This is a genomic window from Grimontia sp. NTOU-MAR1 (genome assembly GCF_035758505.1).
Lineage (GTDB): Bacteria > Pseudomonadota > Gammaproteobacteria > Enterobacterales > Vibrionaceae > Enterovibrio > Enterovibrio marinus.
Window position 1 is genome coordinate 671,541 of the sequence record NZ_CP142109.1, and the last position, 16,998, is coordinate 688,538.

General features: G+C 48.4%; 14 protein-coding genes and 1 pseudogene. 8 read left to right on the top strand and 7 right to left on the bottom strand.

Features of this window, described 5'->3' with window-relative positions:
* Positions 1-271 precede the first annotated feature (271 nt).
* The 6 genes from VP504_RS20955 (at position 272) to VP504_RS20980 (ending at position 6,813) form a co-directional block, all read left to right on the top strand.
* Positions 272-1,741 (top strand): ABC transporter substrate-binding protein, encoded by a 1,470-nt coding sequence (locus tag VP504_RS20955; protein WP_325895292.1) that lies wholly within the window; start codon positions 272-274, stop codon positions 1,739-1,741.
* Between the two features lie 118 nt (positions 1,742-1,859).
* Entirely contained in the window at positions 1,860-2,807 is a 948-nt protein-coding gene (locus VP504_RS20960) for an ABC transporter permease (RefSeq protein ID WP_325895293.1), read from the top strand.
* Positions 2,804-4,681, top strand: a complete 1,878-nt coding sequence (locus VP504_RS20965) for a dipeptide/oligopeptide/nickel ABC transporter permease/ATP-binding protein (RefSeq protein WP_325895294.1) — start codon at positions 2,804-2,806, stop codon at positions 4,679-4,681. The genes VP504_RS20960 and VP504_RS20965 overlap by 4 nt, the downstream gene beginning before the upstream one ends.
* A complete protein-coding gene (locus tag VP504_RS20970) occupies positions 4,678-5,631 on the top strand; it encodes an ABC transporter ATP-binding protein (RefSeq protein WP_325895295.1) in 954 nt (317 codons plus the stop codon). The genes VP504_RS20965 and VP504_RS20970 overlap by 4 nt, the downstream gene beginning before the upstream one ends.
* Complete coding sequence (locus VP504_RS20975) at positions 5,603-6,382, top strand: FadR/GntR family transcriptional regulator (protein WP_325895296.1); 780 nt, start codon at positions 5,603-5,605, stop codon at positions 6,380-6,382. The genes VP504_RS20970 and VP504_RS20975 overlap by 29 nt, the downstream gene beginning before the upstream one ends.
* Before the next feature lie 155 nt (positions 6,383-6,537).
* Entirely contained in the window at positions 6,538-6,813 is a 276-nt protein-coding gene (locus VP504_RS20980) for a DUF3081 domain-containing protein (protein WP_062712811.1), read from the top strand.
* 25 nt (positions 6,814-6,838) lie between these two features.
* On the opposite strand, the gene VP504_RS20985 is transcribed toward VP504_RS20980, so the two are convergent.
* Positions 6,839-7,909, bottom strand: coding sequence for an acyltransferase (locus tag VP504_RS20985; RefSeq protein WP_325895297.1), 1,071 nt, complete (start codon positions 7,907-7,909; stop codon positions 6,839-6,841).
* Between the two features lie 467 nt (positions 7,910-8,376).
* On the opposite strand from VP504_RS20985, the gene fusA reads away from it, so the two are divergent.
* A complete protein-coding gene (gene fusA, locus VP504_RS20990) occupies positions 8,377-10,464 on the top strand; it encodes an elongation factor G (RefSeq protein WP_325895298.1) in 2,088 nt (695 codons plus the stop codon).
* 457 nt (positions 10,465-10,921) lie between these two features.
* Here fusA and VP504_RS20995 read toward each other — a convergent pair whose 3' ends face one another.
* From VP504_RS20995 to VP504_RS21020, 6 genes and pseudogenes are all read right to left on the bottom strand, one after another.
* Positions 10,922-11,581, bottom strand: coding sequence for a c-type cytochrome (locus VP504_RS20995; RefSeq protein ID WP_325895299.1), 660 nt, complete (start codon positions 11,579-11,581; stop codon positions 10,922-10,924).
* 4 nt (positions 11,582-11,585) lie between these two features.
* Positions 11,586-12,899: a molybdopterin-dependent oxidoreductase gene (locus VP504_RS21000; protein ID WP_325895300.1), complete on the bottom strand. Its 1,314-nt coding sequence runs from the start codon at positions 12,897-12,899 to the stop codon at positions 11,586-11,588.
* Positions 12,900-13,106: 207 nt separating this feature from the next.
* Positions 13,107-14,381 carry an amino acid deaminase gene (locus VP504_RS21005; RefSeq protein ID WP_325895301.1) on the bottom strand — a complete coding sequence of 425 codons (1,275 nt, stop codon included), beginning with the start codon at positions 14,379-14,381 and terminating at the stop codon, positions 13,107-13,109.
* Positions 14,382-14,528: 147 nt separating this feature from the next.
* Positions 14,529-15,407 (bottom strand): sterol desaturase family protein, encoded by an 879-nt coding sequence (locus VP504_RS21010; protein ID WP_325895302.1) that lies wholly within the window; start codon positions 15,405-15,407, stop codon positions 14,529-14,531.
* 249 nt (positions 15,408-15,656) lie between these two features.
* Positions 15,657-15,866: pseudogene (locus tag VP504_RS21015) on the bottom strand (VF530 family DNA-binding protein); the annotation flags it as partial.
* A gap of 117 nt (positions 15,867-15,983) precedes the next feature.
* Complete coding sequence (locus VP504_RS21020; RefSeq protein ID WP_325895303.1) at positions 15,984-16,313, bottom strand: hypothetical protein; 330 nt, start codon at positions 16,311-16,313, stop codon at positions 15,984-15,986.
* Between the two features lie 259 nt (positions 16,314-16,572).
* Here VP504_RS21020 and VP504_RS21025 point away from each other — a divergent pair, with 259 nt between their 5' ends.
* A complete protein-coding gene (locus VP504_RS21025) occupies positions 16,573-16,956 on the top strand; it encodes a DNA-binding response regulator (protein WP_325895304.1) in 384 nt (127 codons plus the stop codon).
* Positions 16,957-16,998: the final 42 nt, after the last annotated feature.

Below are 16,998 nucleotides of genomic sequence, written 5' to 3' on the forward strand. Positions count from 1 at the left end.
GTCTCGCTCCTGAGCCAGTGATCGAAGTGTGACTCCGACACTCATTGGTGTTAATTTATCATGATAAATACTTGCGGCAAGTAATTTATAGTGATAAATGTGGATAAAAGTTAACCGACGATTAACTTCACATCCACAAACTGGGAAGGAGTTTCCCCATGAAACAAATGAAAAGTGATTTCATGAAAACGCTGCGGAGTGCAGCCAAACCGCGCTTCTTGCGGTATGTGCGATAGTTCCTTTATCCGCATTAGCACAAACACCACCTAACGTGCTGATCGTCGGGCAGGTTGCTGAACCTAAGTCGCTCGACCCACATGCAGTTACCGCTGTGAATGATTTTCGCATCCTGATGAATCTCTATGAGGGGTTGGTGCGATATAAAGATGGGACGCTGGAAGTTGAGCCTGCACTGGCCGAGAGTTGGACGGTGAGTGATGATGGTAAAACCTATGTCTTCAAACTTCGTGATGGCGTGAAATTCCATGATGGCACGCCGCTGACCTCAGAAGCGGTGAAGTTCAATTTTGACCGTATGCTTGATGAGAAACATCCGTATCACAATACAGGACCCTTCCCGCTCTCTTTCTTCTTCTCGTCGATTGAAAATGTAGAGGCCGTTGACCCGAAAACGGTGAAATTCACCCTCAATGCCCCTTACGCCCCTTTCCTTTCTAACCTTGCTTACCCGACAGGGCTGATAGTTTCTCCTGAAGCGGTAAAAAAGCATGGCAAAGATTTTGGTCGCCAGCCTTCAGGTACTGGACCATTCCGTTTTGCTGAGTGGGCGTCAAACACTAAGGTCGTTGTGGTTCGTAATGACGATTACTGGGGTGAGAAAGCCAAGCTGGAAGCGGTGGTATTCCGCCCCATCACAGATGCCAACACCCGTGTGGCTGAAATGCTGGCCGGTAGCATTGATATGATGGTTGAAGTACCACCAAATGCGCTTTCTGAGTTCCAGAACGACCGTTATCAAGTGGTGGAGCAAGCTGGCCCACACGTTTGGTTCCTTATCCTGAATGCCAAGGAAGGCCCCTTCGCGGATAAGCGAATGCGTCAGGCTGTGAACTATGCGATCAATAAAAAAGCCTTGGTAGAAGGCGTATTGGAAGGAACGGCTGAGGTCGCTGCTGGCCCAACACCACCCGCTTTTGCCTGGGCGTATAACGACAGCTTGCAGCCATATCCTTATGATCCTGCAAAAGCCAAAGCGCTGATTAAAGAAGCAGGTCAGGAAGGTGCGAAGCTGACGTTCTATGTGACTGAAGGCGGCTCAGGTATGTTGGACCCTGTCCCTATGGGGACCGCTATTCAGGCAGACTTGAGAGCTGTGGGCTTAGATACCTCTATTGAAACCTATGAGTGGAATACCTTCCTTGGCAAAGTGAACCCAGGTCTTGAAGGTAAAGCTGACATGGCTGAAATGGCATGGATGACCAACGACCCGGATACTCTGCCGTACCTGGCGCTGCGCACTGATGCTTGGCCGGAAAAAGGCGGTTTCAACTCGGGTTATTACTCAAACCCTGAAGTCGACAAGCTGTTGGAAGCTGCACGTGAAGCGACGGATCAGAACGAGCGTGCCAAGCTATACCGCGAAATGCAGGAGATAGTTCAGGAAGATGCACCTTGGGTATTTGTGGCGAACTGGAAGCAGAATGCTGTGACCAATAATCAGGTGCAGGATTTCAAATTACAGCCTTCATTCTTCCTTATTCTCAAGGATGTACAAAAATAGTCTATATACCCAAACGATCTGGAGATGCTTTTATTCAGGTCGTTTGGATGAACAATATCAGTTAGCAACATAGGGCGGGGAAACCCGCCTATCTTTTTCGCAGAAGGGAGCACTGCGCGTGGGTAACTATTTTCTTCGACGATTGCTGTCCGCGATCCCGGTGCTTCTCGGGATAACGGTTATCGTCTTTCTCATCATGTCGATGATTCCGGGTGATCCGGCGACGGCCATTCTGGGCGCGTACGCGACCCCGGATAATGTCGCTAAAATCAATAAAGATCTCGGTCTCGACCAGCCTTTGGTGAGCCAGTATTTCATCTGGCTGTCGAACATGCTGCAGGGTGATTTCGGTCGCTCTTATTCTTTAAATCGCCCTGTTATTGATGAAATTCTGGAGCGCTTCAATGCCACGCTGATCCTAGCGGGCGTATCTTTTGTGCTCTGCGCATTATTAGGCATTATCGCGGGTGTAGTTTCTGCTGCACGCCAGTTTTCGATGGCAGACAAAGGCATCACACTGGTGGTGCTGCTGGGTATTTCCATTCCTTCTTTTTTCCTCGGCATGATGATGATTTTGCTGTTCGCGATTAATCTCCGCTGGCTGCCGGTTTCGGGTATGTATGCGATTTATGGCGGCGGAGACTTACCAGATTTATTGAAGCATTTGGTGATGCCAGCTATCGCTTTAGCGTCGGTGGCGACCGGAGTTATAGCACGCCTTTCTCGTTCAGCCATGCTGGAAGTATTGAGACAGGACTATATTCGCACCGCTCGCGCTAAAGGTGTGCATGAGCGTCAGGTTGTTTGGAAGCACGCACTGAAAGCGGCCATGGTCAGCATTATTCCAGTTCTGGGTATTCAGGCCGGGTTTGTGCTTTCTGGTGCAGTGTATATCGAGATGGTTTTCCAGTGGCCGGGTGTCGGAAAAATGCTGGTTGAAGCGATCCTGAAACGTGACATTCTACTTGTGCAGGGCGGGGTAGTGTTTGTTGCGTCTTGCTATGTGCTGTTCAACATTGCTGTCGATATGCTGCAAAGTTGGCTTGACCCGAGGATCAAAGCATGACGGCATTTTTGAAACTCCTGGTTCGAAACCGACTGGCTGCCTTTGGCGGCATTGTGATGTCGATTATCGTCTTTCTGGTTCTAGTGACACCGCTATTAGGGCTTCAGGATCCTGCTGTCACAGATACCGCAAACCGTTTTTTACGTCCTCTTAGTGATGGACACCTGTTAGGTACTGATCACCTTGGTCGTGATTTACTCTCCCGATTACTTTGGGGGACACAACTGAGCCTTGCAGTTGGCTTTGCTGCAGCTTTGATTGCTGCTTTGATTGGCTCAGCGATTGGCATTGTCGCAGGATATTACGGTGGCCGTGTCGATAACGTCTTTATGCGTTGCATCGATGTGTTGATGGCGTTTCCTTATATCTTGTTGGCATTAGCGATTGTTGCGGCGTTGGGCCCGGGGTTGTTGAATGCACTGATTGCTGTCGCGGCGGTCAATATTCCTTTTTTTGCAAGGAACATTCGTGGCGTGACCGTATCTCTGGCACAGCGTGAGTTCGTTGAAGCTGCCAAGCTTTGTGGCATGTCTGACTTGCGTATTATCTGGTCTGAGATTGTACCGAATGTGCTCCCTGTGATTGTGATTGCTATGTCCACCACCATCGGCTGGATGATTTTGGAAACGGCAGGACTTTCTTTCCTTGGCTTGGGCTCCCAACCACCGCAGGCAGATTTGGGCTCAATGCTGGGTGAGGCGAGAAATTCGCTGATCACTGATCCCCATGCCAGTGTGGTACCGGGCGTGATGATTTTCCTTATCGTGATGAGTATTAATCTTTTGGGTGACGGTGTTCGTGATGCTTTAGATCCAAGATTGAAATCAGGCGCGCTGACCCGCCCTCAACCTGCCACCAAAGTCAGCGATGCGTTCAATACTGTTGATTCCGATGAAACCAATGAAGCCGTCCTGAAAGTCGATAAATTAGAGACGCAATTTCATATCAACCACCGTGTTTACAAAGCGGTGAATCAGGTGTCATTTGAGATTGCGCCTGGCGAATGTCTGGGTTTAATTGGAGAAAGTGGTTCCGGTAAATCGGTGACAGCGTTATCAGTCATGGGGCTCGTCGCGTCTCCCCCGGGGGTCATTTGTGGTGGTGATATCCGCTTCAAGGATGAATCCCTGATAGGTGCAAGCTATGAAAAGCTGCGTGAATTGCGCGGCAAGGATGTGGCTTACATTTTCCAGGACCCGCTCGCTACCTTGCATCCGCTCTATCGTGTGGGAGAGCAGATGATGGAAGCGATACTGGTGCATGAGAAAGTGCCAGCAAATGAAGCAAGAGAGCGGGCTATTTCGTTGCTGGATGCGGTACACATTCCCAACGCAGAAGAGCGCATGAAGGCATTCCCCCATGAGCTCTCCGGCGGTATGCGTCAGCGTGTGGCGATTGCAATGGCGCTGGTGAACAGTCCCTCGCTTATTATTGCGGATGAACCCACCACAGCACTGGATGTGACGGTTCAAGGACAGATACTTGCCCTGTTGGATGAGCTTCGCCGCACCAGAAATGTATCGGTGCTGTTTATTACTCATGACTTTGGTGTTGTGGCTCAGCTTTGTGACCGTGTTGCCGTCATGTATGCCGGAAAGATTGTTGAAACAGGACCAACCGACGTTGTGCTGGATTCTCCTGCGCACCCATACACCAAAAAGCTTATCGCTTGTGTGCCTGAACTTGGGCGCGGCAAAGGGGCACTGGAAGCCATTCCAGGGTTATCGCCTGTAGTAAATAAATTACCTCCAGGGTGTGCGTTTGCAGCAAGGTGCAGCAAAGCCGCTGATACTTGTCAGCAGGGCGAAGTATCAAGAAATGAGGCATCTGGGCGGATGGTGCTGTGTCATTATCCAGAGGAGAAGTTGGTATGACGGCTGCATTGCAAATTCAGGGATTGAAGAAAACCTACTTTTTTAAAAAGCCAATGTTTGCCTCAGCGCTTCCCAGTGTGAAAGCAGTGCAAACCATCAGTCTGGATGTGGAGCAGGGGGAAACACTGGGCATCGTCGGCGAGTCAGGTTGTGGTAAGTCTACGCTGGCGAGAATGCTGGTGGGTTTAACGGTACCCACCGAAGGGCAAGTACTGGTTGAGGGAGAAGTATTATCGCCTGACAGTCCCGAAGAGAATGGAAAACGCATTCAGTATGTTTTCCAGGATCCGATCAGTAGCCTCAACCCGAGAAAAACTATTCGCCAGTTGATGGAAGTGCCGTTGATTTACCTTCACGGCATGGATAAAACTGCCCGTGATACACGCATTCGTGAGATTTTCACGCAGGTTGGGCTTCGAGAAGAGTTTCTTGAACGCTACCCCCATGAATTTTCTGGTGGTCAGGCTCAGCGTATAGGTATTGCCCGGGCACTGGCTGCCAACGCCAGAATACTGGTATTGGATGAGCCGGTTTCCGCGTTGGATGTTTCTGTTCAAGCTCAGGTTCTTAATCTGTTGGCTGAGCTAAAACAATCACTGTCGTTAACCTATCTGTTTATCAGCCACGACCTTGCTGTTGTGGAAGCTGTGAGTGATAGGGTCGCTGTGATGTACTTTGGTTCGTTGGTCGAACTTGCGCCTGCTGAAATGATTTTCAATTCCCCAAAACATCCGTACACTCGGTTACTAGCGAACAGCGCTCCGGTTGTGGGAAGGCACTTACAGGTACCTACACAGCACGCGGAGTTGCCAGATCCGCTTAACCCACCACAAGGTTGTGCATTTGCGGGTCGTTGCCCCAGAGCGCAATCTGAATGCCTCGGCGCTCCACCACCGCTAACGAAAATAAAGGAGAACGAATTTGTCGCCTGCTACTTCCCGCTCGAATGACACTGCTTCGTCCGCAAAAATGCGCCGTCCTTATAAAGTGGCGGAAGCGATAAAAAGCTGGATTGTGGAACAGGGATTACAGCCGGGAGATAAACTGCCTCACGAACAGACCTTGATGGAGCTATTTGGCATGTCAAAGGGCACCATTCGTGAAACTATGCGGGTGTTAGAAGCCCAGGGCCTTATCTTAACGCGCACTGGTCCAAAGGGCGGGGCGTTCATTAATGCCGTTTCAGAGCCAATGGCCAGCAGCTTACTCAGTAATTATTTCTTCTTTAACAAGCTTTCTGTCAAAGATATCTATCAGCTCCGCTGTTTGTTGGAGCCGGAGCTGGTAGCCACGTTGGCTGGCAATATGACTGAAGACGATCTGGCAAGGCTTGAAGACAATATTCAAAAATATGCTCAACCGTCTCTGGATAAGGAAGATGAACGCCGGCAACACATCGATTCCCTGCAATTTCACATCATTTTGGCAGAGCTGGCCGGAAATGAACTGCTGGGGTTCATTATCCGTTTTATGGTGCGAATGCTGACTGACCTTACGGTTTACCGCCGCTTGTATGAGCCGCCCAATCATGAACTTTGGGAGCAGGGGTTCAAGCACCAGAAAGATTTGATTGCCGCCTTACGCGAAGGCCGCTCTGAAGACGCCCGCGCCATTATGCGTGAGCATATGGAAGTGGCGAAAAAACTGATGGAAGGACAGGAAGCGGAAATGGACCGGCGTTTTATGTTGCACGCACCTTAGTCCTCTGAACCTTGCCGTTGCCGCATGTCATTTCGTTATGGATCAACCTTCGGTGATCCACAATTGGCATGATTCTGTATTAAAAATCATACTTTTAATGCAGAGAGACCTCTCTGCTCTTATTGTCAGGACAAGGCAGTAGCGAGGGAATGGCGATGAAAAATGAACTTAACCCTGCGAAATTGTTGGCTGCTTTTGAAGTAGTCATGGAGAAAGGTGAAGACACCGAGTTCGGTAAAATTTACGAGGGTGTCGAAGCGTCAACCGATTACGATGGTTACAACGTTTACCTGAGAGGAAATGGTGTCGAGTTGCACATCGGCTTTCACAACACTTACGATCTGAAATACGACCAAGCCCATCTCAGAGACAGCTTTCTGAAAAAGGTGGATGCCTTGGTCACCGATAAGGTTGTCGACGATCATCACTAAAAAGCCCGGAAAACCGGGCTTTGTTTTATTTTGCTGTTTCGGCTGAAGTCAGTCTCTTTGTAGTGTCGCCTGTCATCTGCACCATAAAGCGGGTAATTGGCATTTTTTCTAACAACCACACCAGACCCAGCGACAGTACAATAGTTAAAGGCGTTACAAGTGCGTCTTTTAATGGTCCTTCGATGTCGTACATACCTAAAAGATTGAACAATAGGATCAGCGGAACGAAATGCGCAACATAGATACCCAAAACCCGTTTACTCAATGCAAACGTCGCCGGGGTATTGCCAAGGTTCGGATGGTTTAAAAGCAGGGCAAACAGCCCCAATGCCACGAAAGGCGTGCCAACCAGAAAGTCATGGTTCGCCATCCATACATCGTAACGGGTCAGATTAAAGCCTTCTGCCAGACAAAGCGCCAAGCCTACGATCAGCATCGAGCAAGCCGCTTTGTTTGAGAAGCTTATGTTGCGGCGTCGCATCTCAAATCCCGCAGTGACCATCAATAAACTGAAGAATGGGCCGTTGCGGGTGAAGATCGGTGCTTCACCTTCCATAACAGGTTGGTAACTTCCTGCCCCCAGTCCCCAAACATACAGACCCAGTGCCAGAGGCATGATAAGACCTTGCTGGTTCTTATTAATCAGCAAAGCAAGTATACCCAGCGCAGAAAGTAGCCCTGGGATATACCAAAGATGAACCAAGCCACCTTCAAACAGCGTGTTGAGCGGAGATTGAAGTAGATAGTTCCAGTATCCAGTGCGCTCTGTGAGATAGCCTTCTGTCAGGGCGACATCCAGCCGGAAAGGCATCGCAAGATAAACAGCGCTCCACGCCAACCAAATCATCATTAGTGGCTTGGCATAGTGCATGAAGGTCTTGGTTGGGTTTTTAACCAGTTTGGGTTGGACGAAATAGCCCGTCAAAACGAAAAAGAAAGGTACAGCAAACCGGCAGATTTGGTTAATCACATCTGAAAGCGTGTTGACGCCCTCACTATATGCTACGCCGCGAAAAGGACCTGCGTGGATAATGATAACGGCCAGAATTGCCAATAAACGACCCATCTCTAATGAAGGGATACGGGCGTTGGACATGTGGTCTCCTCAAATTGCACTGTGTGCACAAACAAGTAGAAAAGCTGAGTGAACGCGAACTATATGTAATTTTTGTCCTCAGTCTGAGGCGCAAATCTCGAATATGCGAAGGCGGAAATTAAAAGCGTTGCAAATTGTAAGGGTTGGTTGAAAAAGCATCAGTAAATCGCCACATAGAAAAGCCAAACCTAATCAAGCAATCGGGTCTAACCTGTATAGTCGAATGACCCTATTTCCGTGGGAAGCGATTTCTCATGAAGGGTGTTTGGAGATTCTGAGCTTGCCGAAACGTTGAAGGTGAGCGCTAGAATCGAGGAAAGTGGCACCAAGATGCGCAGAAATGTATCGAATCGGCTATCAGTGAAAACTTATCTGATATCACCGTGTTCTACATGTTTCTTTACGCGACGACGCCTGCTATACTCCCCGCCCTGATATAAGCCAGTAATTGTTTATAGAGACGAACAATGACAGATCTAAGTAAATACAGAAACATTGGTATTTTCGCGCACGTTGATGCGGGTAAAACCACTACTACCGAGCGTATCCTGAAGCTAACCGGTCAAATCCACAAGACTGGTGAGGTTCATGATGGTGAATCGACTACTGACTTCATGGAACAGGAAGCTGAGCGTGGTATTACTATCCAGTCTGCAGCTGTAAGCTGTTTCTGGAAAGACCACCGCTTCAACGTTATCGATACTCCGGGACACGTTGACTTCACCGTTGAAGTTTACCGTTCTCTGAAAGTACTTGATGGCGGTATCGGTGTTTTCTGTGGTTCTGGCGGTGTTGAGCCTCAGTCAGAAACCAACTGGCGTTATGCTAACGAATCAGAAGTTGCACGTATCATCTTTGTAAACAAGCTGGACCGTATGGGTGCAGACTTCTTCAACGTAGTTGAGCAAGTTAAAAACGTTCTGGGCGCAAACCCAGTAGTTATGACTCTGCCAATCGGCCGTGAAGATGAGTTCGTAGGTGTTGTAGACGTTCTGAATCGTCAAGCGTACGTTTGGGATGACACTGGTCTGCCAGAAAACTACGAAATCAAAGAAGTTCCAGAAGACATGCTTGATCAGCTGGAAGAATACCGTGAGATGATGATCGAAACTGCTGTTGAGCAAGACGATGATCTGATGATGGCTTACATGGACGGCGAAGAGCCTTCTATCGAAGACATCAAGCGCTGCCTGCGTAAAGGTACTCGCGACTGTTCATTCTTCCCAACTTTCTGTGGTTCTGCATTCAAGAACAAAGGTATGCAGTTGGTACTGGACGCAGTTGTAGATTACCTGCCGTCTCCAACAGAAGTTGACCCACAGCCTCTGACTGACAAAGAAACTGGTGAGCCAACTGGTGAAGTTGCAACTGTTTCTGCTGACGAGCCACTGCGCGCGCTGGCGTTCAAAATCATGGACGACCGCTTCGGTGCTCTGACCTTCATCCGTATTTACTCTGGCGTAATGAAGAAGGGTGACACCATCCTGAACGCAGCGACAGGTAAAACTGAACGTATCGGCCGTATGGTTGAGATGCAAGCTGACCAGCGTAACGAGCTGACTTCAGCGCAAGCAGGTGACATCATCGCTGTTGTTGGTATGAAGAACGTTCAAACTGGCCACACTCTGTGTGATGTTAAGCACGAATGTACTCTGGAACCAATGATCTTCCCAACTCCAGTAATCTCTATCGCTGTGTCTCCTAAGGACAAAGGCGGTTCTGAGAAAATGGGTATTGCGATTGGTAAGATGGTTGCAGAAGATCCATCATTCCAAGTTGAGACTGACGAAGATTCTGGCGAAACCATCCTGAAAGGCATGGGTGAACTTCACCTGGATATCAAAGTTGACATCCTGAAGCGTACCTACGGTGTAGACCTGATCGTTGGTCAACCACAGGTTGCTTACCGTGAAACTATCACTCAGCCAGTTGAAGACAGCTTCACTCACAAGAAGCAGTCTGGTGGTTCTGGTCAGTTCGGTAAGATCGACTACCGTATCAAGCCAGGTGAGCCAAACTCAGGCTTCACTTTCACTTCTACTGTTGTTGGTGGTAACGTTCCTAAGGAATTCTGGCCAGCAATCGAGAAAGGCTTCGCAGGCATGATGGAAACGGGTGTTCTGGCTGGCTTCCCAACGCTGGACGTTGAAGTTGAGCTGTTCGACGGTGGCTTCCACGCAGTTGACTCATCAGCAATCGCGTTCGAAATCGCAGCGAAAGGTGCATTCCGTCAATCTATGCCAAAAGCTGGTCCACAGCTTCTTGAGCCAATCATGAAGGTTGACGTGTTCACTCCAGAAGATCACGTTGGTGACGTAATCGGTGACCTGAACCGTCGTCGTGGTATGATCAAAGACCAACAAGCTGGCGCAACTGGCGTTCGCATCAAGGGTGATGTACCACTGTCAGAAATGTTCGGTTACATCGGTACCCTGCGTACTATGACTTCTGGTCGTGGTCAGTTCTCTATGGAGTTCGCACACTACGCACCATGTCCAGCAAACGTTGCTGAGAAAGTTATCGCTGAAGTGAAAGAGCGTAACGCTAAGAAGTAATTCTTAACGACTTTCTAAAAGAAAACCCCGCAGCTTGCTGCGGGGTTTTTGTCTTTCTGACAATGGGTATATTGCTGAAGTGTGGGCTGCGTGGCCAATTTTGCTTAAGTCACCAACGCTTTCTCTACTTTCCTCACCGCCAAATCGCATTTATCCAACCTTTGGCGTTTGACCGCATAGGCGGGGGGTTGTTATAACCAAGCCAGACCTTGCCGTCATCATCTTCCCAGATCAGGTTTTTCGGCTGGTCTATCCTTGAAGTCGAGCTTTCTGGTGCTGCCTGCAGCTATCAACGTGGATATTAGGCGATCTGGATCTCTGGCTTGAAGTCCATTTAAGTCGTTCACTTTCTCGGACAGATAAAGTGAGCTTATCGAAGTTGGAGAAAACCATTAAAGTGTCCGAGAGTTACGCTCAAGTTTCTCTCGATAGCTTGAGCGTATTTGCCTTTTTGATTTTAAAGGCCATAGTGGGTGGAAAGGTAGACCAGTACCGCTTCGTGTTCATCAGGATCTAACTCGTCCATACCTTGTTCATCCACCATCCATTCCAGTGTTTCTTCCCAGCTATCTTTGCTTAAACCTTGCTGGACGACGAGATGCAGTGAATGACAGGCTGAACACACTGCAGCAACCAATTCCATGTTTTCCCCCGGTTCCAGAATCCCTTCCCCAACAGACTTAATAGGAGCGCCTGCAGAGGATGTTGTCCAGGTTGGGGGGACTGGATTTTTGCTGGCAAGCCAGGCAATGATGGCAGCCCTTGCGCCGGGGTCTTCAACACCAGGAAACACCATATTAGTGTCCGGAGCGAATGTTGCTGGAGACTTCAAAAAGGCATCAAGCTTTTCTGCGTCCCATCGTCCTTGATGTTGTTTGAGGCCTTTGCTGTAGTTAAACCCTCCAAAGGAGGCGATGTTACGGTCCGCCAGCCCCCATAGGGGCGGGCCAACAACCGCAATACTATCAGGCTCTACCTGATGACAGGCTTTGCAAACCAGGGCTTGCTGTTCTCCTAACGCTATCAGTTCTTCATTGGCGGAAAGTGCGTTACTGAAGAATAAAAGCAAAGATAAAGAGAGCGGAGTAAACCGCTCAATGAAGTTGAATCCATGCATCCACTTACCCCTTCACGACAACCGCAACACGGTGAAAGCTGTTGTTGAGATAGCCTTTGGGGTTCCATGCAATGGCGAAGGGCTGGCTGACGCCTTGGTCGTCAGTGGCTTTCGCCCACACCTCGTAATAGCCGGGTTGGGGGAATTGTACCTTAGCATTGAAAGTTTGCCATGCGCCTTCATTTGCTGGATCTGATAAATCCGCATCCATCCATGTCGCTCCGAAGTCTGTGGAGAGTTGTACGCTGTCAACTTTGCGGTCTCCTGACCAGGCGTGACCTTTAACTATTAATTCGTTACCACTGACTTCGGTGTTGGTTTGTGGAGAAGTGATGAGGGATTTCACAGGCATACGCTCGATAATGACAAAATCTTCTTTCGCGACTTTCTCTCCCGGCGCAACAGGGCGGTTGGGGACGCGGTACGCTTTACCCGTCATTTTCGGGCCGTCATGAACCTGATCCCGCACCTGAATGCGTGTCAGCCACTTTTGTGAACACGAACCGGGCCAGCCGGGCACGACAAGACGCAGTGGTGCACCATTCATTGGGTGAAGTGGCTCGCCATTTTGCTCAAAGGCGATCAGGTTTTCGCCGCCCATGGCTTTTGCAATGGGTAAGCCCCGTGAGATAGGAAGTTTGCCCTCTTTGCCAGAGAGATGTTTGTCAGCACTATAGTGAGCGGTATAGACAGCACCATCCTGAACACCTGCGGCTTTCAATACATCCGCCAGCCTCACACCTGTCCAGTTTGAGCACGCAACGGCGCCATATGTCCACTGATTGCCTTTAGCTTTAGGCTCAAAGAAAGCGCGGCCATTGCCGCCACATTCCACCACGAGTTGCTGTTCAACCACATCGAAGTTGTTCTTCAAATCCTCGATGGTCAGGGTCATTGGCTTGTCTACCAGACCATCAATAGTCAACGTCCAGCTATCGGCATCGACGCCTGTCGGAGGAATACCGTTATTACGGATAAAGTGTCGGGTGGTGGGGGTGATATCATCATTCAAAAGATGAGGCGGCGTTTCCGCATTCATTGGTCTGTCATTTAAAACCGTCAGCCCATCTTTTCCTTCGATCACGACATCTTCAAGGCCTTCTGCAAAAGCAGCCGGTATCATGCCTGCAGGCATATTACGATGAAAGGGAATAGCCCCACCCAGAACTGCCGCCATGGTGGCTAAACCTGCCCCTTTCAAAAAGCCCCGTCTGTCGGGGTAGCTAACCCTTCCAAACACTTTTTCATCTGCAGTTTTGGGGTTTTGTTCATAGTACTCGTAGATACCTTTTGGAGCTTTTTTGTCTTCTTCACTCATATTGCGTTCCTTCTTTTAGCCAACATCCTAGTTACACATCTACAAACCCGTCATACATGTGCTTTAAAAAGAATAGTCAGGACCATGAGATACGGATCTCTCGGAACCGATAAAATAGGGAGGTGTGAATAAAAAGGGACGGTGAAATAAAGCAGTTGGATGCGACAGAAAGACAAAAAAGCTCACCAGAGTGAGCACTTCAAAAGATTAGAACTGGGTGGGCAACCAATGCTCGACGATGTAATTGTCATCAGCTAACGCGATATAGCGCCACTTGTCGAAAGTCAGGCAAGGGTGAGACGTGGAAAAGGCGATGACATCACCTACCAGTAAATCGCAGTCTGCTGGAACATCAACAAAGGTGTGCTGATCCATCACGGCGGTAGCGCTGAGTCCAGTCACGTCGATTGGTATCCCGTTTCTGAAGCCACGCTCCGCGATGGGAAGCCCTGCATCATAAGAGGCATCGCGTTTACCCATGCCAATCACGGCTTTACCTGGTTCTGGTGTAGAAACCACACATGCCCAAACCTCCAGAGCATTCTTTAAATCATCATCGAGATGGCAAGCGATACCATGATTTTTCTTGGCGCGAGCCATGACTTTTTTCTGTGCCACTTCGTAAATACCGGTATCGTGGGTGAGGTAACAGCCAGGGCGGATGACAGGGAGTAAATCGGTATAATGCGAGAAGGTTTCTGCGACCACATCATACCAAGCCGAGCCAGCTCCTGTGACGATGGCCTCCTTGGTATCAATGAGTCCCTGATCCTTCAGGGATCTAGCAAATTCAACAGTTTCTGCAATAAATTGACGGACACGTGTCTCTGCGTCATCACCAGAAATTACGCCTTCATAAACTTCTACGCCCGCGAGTGCTGTGCCTGGTAATTGATGGATCAGACGAGCGAGATCAGTCGCGGCTTCAATGCCCCGAACGCCACATCTTCCGCCATCTACACCAAGCTCGATAAAAACGTTCACCTGCTGACCTCGTTCGGCAAAGAAAGCGGATAGCTGCTGCACATTCAAAGCAGAATCAACGCTGCAATAAAACTTCACGTCAAAACACGATTGCAGCCTGATGACTTCTGCCATATTCGCCTTCCCCACCAACTGGTTTGCCATGATGATGCGCTTTGCGCCTGTTAAAGCTGCAATTTCTGCCTGAGCAGGAGTGGCTATAGTCATACCCCATGCGCCTTGCTCAAGCTGTTTTTTGAAAAGGTAAGGTGTCATGGATGTTTTGCCGTGAGGGCAAAGCTTAACCTGATGTTTGTCAGCGAACGCTTGCATCCAATGGATATTATGGTCTACGGCGCTTTGCAAAATGACCGCCGTGGGTAAGCTAATTTCTTCCTTAATCAGGCTGTAACGTCCGTTGTCTTTATGTTCAGCCCAGATACCCTTGGTTCCTATTGGAAAGCTATCTTGGAGTGACGCCTGAAAGTTATCAATAGGCTGTTCAGCTGAGTGACCCATTCCTTATTCTCCTATCATCCATTGTGTGCTATCGCGCCGGGTGGTGATCCAGAATACTAAGGTTTCTATCTGTCACTGACCACAGCAAATTTCCTTTTTGAAGAGCTGTGATTGTTAACCCAAAAGTCATCATCGGTACTTTAGGGTCTATTGATAGTTACTTGGTGGTGTTTTTTTGATTTCGGCGTTATCTGCTATTTCCGGTGCACCGAATAGATAGCTTATTCGTGTCTTAAAAGAAACGTTGCTCCGTGACAATGCGAGACTGAGCATTGTCTTCCACTGGTGGAAAGTCGCGACAAAGGGGTTCCAGCTGTTGATGGGCTTTGGGATCCCGTAATCAATGTCGATGTCTTTTCTTTCTTCCACAAAAGTGCCGAAAATTTTGTCCCAGATGATCAAAACGCCTGCAAAGTTACGGTCGATGTATTCCGGATTTCTTGCATGATGCACGCGATGGTGGGATGGCGTGTTGAACACTTTCTCAATCCACCCGAGCTTGCTGACCACCCGGGTGTGGACGAAAAATTGAAAACCAAGATTTAACGCAACGACCAAAATGACTAAATTAGGTGGGAAACCGATCAAGATCAAAGGCGTCCAGAACAGCCACATGCCGGAAATCGGGTATGTCAGGCTTTGACGGAAAGCGGTGGTAAAGTTCATGCGTTCAGAACTGTGGTGTGCGATATGTGATACCCAAAGCCAGTGAATATGATGGGATGCACGATGAAACCAGTAGTAAAAGAAATCTTGTAAGATGACGACGGTAAACAGGGTTAGAGGAGTAAGGCCAATATCGAATAGGCGGAACTGGAATAGCCATAGGAAGAAAGGCATTAACAGTAGCGTAGCGATAACATCTGCGCCTTGATGAAGACCTGCAAGGCTAAAGTTACAAATCAGCTCTTTAGGTGAATAGTCCTTGTCCCCTTGCCGTTTCAGGATCCTGAATTCAAGAATCATACAGAGCAGAAAAATGGGGGCAAAGAACAGCAGTGTAAGCGACTCCCAGCCAATATCCATGTCATTTCCTTAACCAGTGGATGAAATATCTCTAAACGACCTGTAGACACTTGAATTCTGCATATTCAGGTTGTTTGGGTATTTAAGCCGAACCAATGGTCTGGCCAGTTACTCCAACCATACATCAGCTGAATGTAGGTGACAAAATGACCAAGGTGTTTTTTGGGAGTTAAGGGGCTACGACTCTTTATCGATTTTCTTGAGCGCAGAGGCCCAAGGATCAGCTTTATCAGCTTGGTTCTCACCGAAGAAAGTGTCGACATATAGTTGCTCGACTTTTTCACGCGCCCATGGTGTTTTGCGGAGGAACTTCAGGCTGGATTTAACCGAAGGATCGCTTCGGAAGCAGTTGATGGCGATTTCGTTGCCAAGAGCCTGCCAACCATAATGCTCCACCAGCTTATTGATGATTTGTTCTAGTTTAACGCCATGAAGTGGATTGTTAGGTTGATGGTTCATAATATTGCTTGATTAGGGGATGTCTGCGGGGAATGTGCCACAATGAATGGGGCTATTCAATGAAAAACAGGAGTTCAAGAACTCCTGTCTAAGTTTTCATGTTTGAGCGGGGCGAAATTAGCGACGCATTGAAAGGCTTTGGTCGCTGAGTTGGTTCATGCGAAGACGGGTTTTTATATCCTCACATGCACGTTGAATACTGAAGGTGTTTTCGTCATTCATGTACAGGGAAAGGGTACTGCTGAAACGAACATCTTGACAGATATCAGCGAGACCGATCAGATCGGTTATCTTCGCATCTTCAGGATCTTTTATCAGTTTCTCGTGCTGCTTTTGGATTTGGATTGCATAGATTTTGCTGGAATAAGTGATAGAGAAAAGTGTCAGGCCAATCATTGCAATCAACAAAACGGCGGTGGCAATAAACAAGGGTTTGTTGTTAGACATAGCGCGATTTATACCAACTGAAGTGAATTTGAGTACTTTATTTTTAATTGGGAAGTCTACGCTTCTGGGCATCGAATGTGCAATAGTTTCAAATTTATAAATAAGAGAAATATGAGATCGCGATCTAAAAACTGTAAGTTATTTCTATTACGAAATAATGGGGGGGGGGGGGGGATTCCCCTACGGAAAGTGAGTTGTATTTAGTGGTAGGGATGTGAGATAGTAATGAGAATGAATATCATTAGCGGTTTTGAATGCGATGCGTGAACTACTGCTTATCGAGAATGTATTGTCGCCTTGTGGCTGGATAAAAAGTGTGCTCTCCGAGCATGGTTGCAAGGTCACTAGGGTGCTGCACGTTAAACAAGCGGAGCGCGCTTTAAGCCAAAGTAGGTTTGATATGATCCTGCTGGCAGGAGAAGGCGCGTTGCCTTGTGTGACCGATGTTAAAAGGCTGCGCCAGTCAACGACTTTACCTGTAGTTGTTATGCTCCCGCAAGCCAGCTCTGATGATGAATCTCATCATCTGCACTATGTGGGTGTAAATGGGGTAGTGAGTGCTTCAATGCCTCGCAACAAATTGTGGGAAATCGCCAAAACTACCTATGACAATGCAATGCCTCAGCGTGTTGACGCCAGATAAGGTTTGGTTCGACATACATAGTTCTGACACTGCGCGTTGGGT

What these genes read in the sequence shown, in the direction of transcription:
- VP504_RS21005 (WP_325895301.1), bottom strand. Translation starts at nt 14,381, where the DNA reads ATGGGTCACTCAGCTGAACAGCCTATTGATAACTTTCAGGCGTCACTC.
- fusA (WP_325895298.1), top strand. Translation starts at nt 8,377, where the DNA reads ATGACAGATCTAAGTAAATACAGAAACATTGGTATTTTCGCGCACGTT.
- VP504_RS21025 (WP_325895304.1), top strand. Translation starts at nt 16,573, where the DNA reads ATGCGTGAACTACTGCTTATCGAGAATGTATTGTCGCCTTGTGGCTGG.
- VP504_RS20985 (WP_325895297.1), bottom strand. Translation starts at nt 7,909, where the DNA reads ATGTCCAACGCCCGTATCCCTTCATTAGAGATGGGTCGTTTATTGGCA.
- VP504_RS20980 (WP_062712811.1), top strand. Translation starts at nt 6,538, where the DNA reads ATGAAAAATGAACTTAACCCTGCGAAATTGTTGGCTGCTTTTGAAGTA.
- VP504_RS21000 (WP_325895300.1), bottom strand. Translation starts at nt 12,899, where the DNA reads ATGAGTGAAGAAGACAAAAAAGCTCCAAAAGGTATCTACGAGTACTAT.
- VP504_RS21010 (WP_325895302.1), bottom strand. Translation starts at nt 15,407, where the DNA reads ATGGATATTGGCTGGGAGTCGCTTACACTGCTGTTCTTTGCCCCCATT.
- VP504_RS21020 (WP_325895303.1), bottom strand. Translation starts at nt 16,313, where the DNA reads ATGTCTAACAACAAACCCTTGTTTATTGCCACCGCCGTTTTGTTGATT.
- VP504_RS20970 (WP_325895295.1), top strand. Translation starts at nt 4,678, where the DNA reads ATGACGGCTGCATTGCAAATTCAGGGATTGAAGAAAACCTACTTTTTT.
- VP504_RS20995 (WP_325895299.1), bottom strand. Translation starts at nt 11,581, where the DNA reads ATGCATGGATTCAACTTCATTGAGCGGTTTACTCCGCTCTCTTTATCT.
- VP504_RS20965 (WP_325895294.1), top strand. Translation starts at nt 2,804, where the DNA reads ATGACGGCATTTTTGAAACTCCTGGTTCGAAACCGACTGGCTGCCTTT.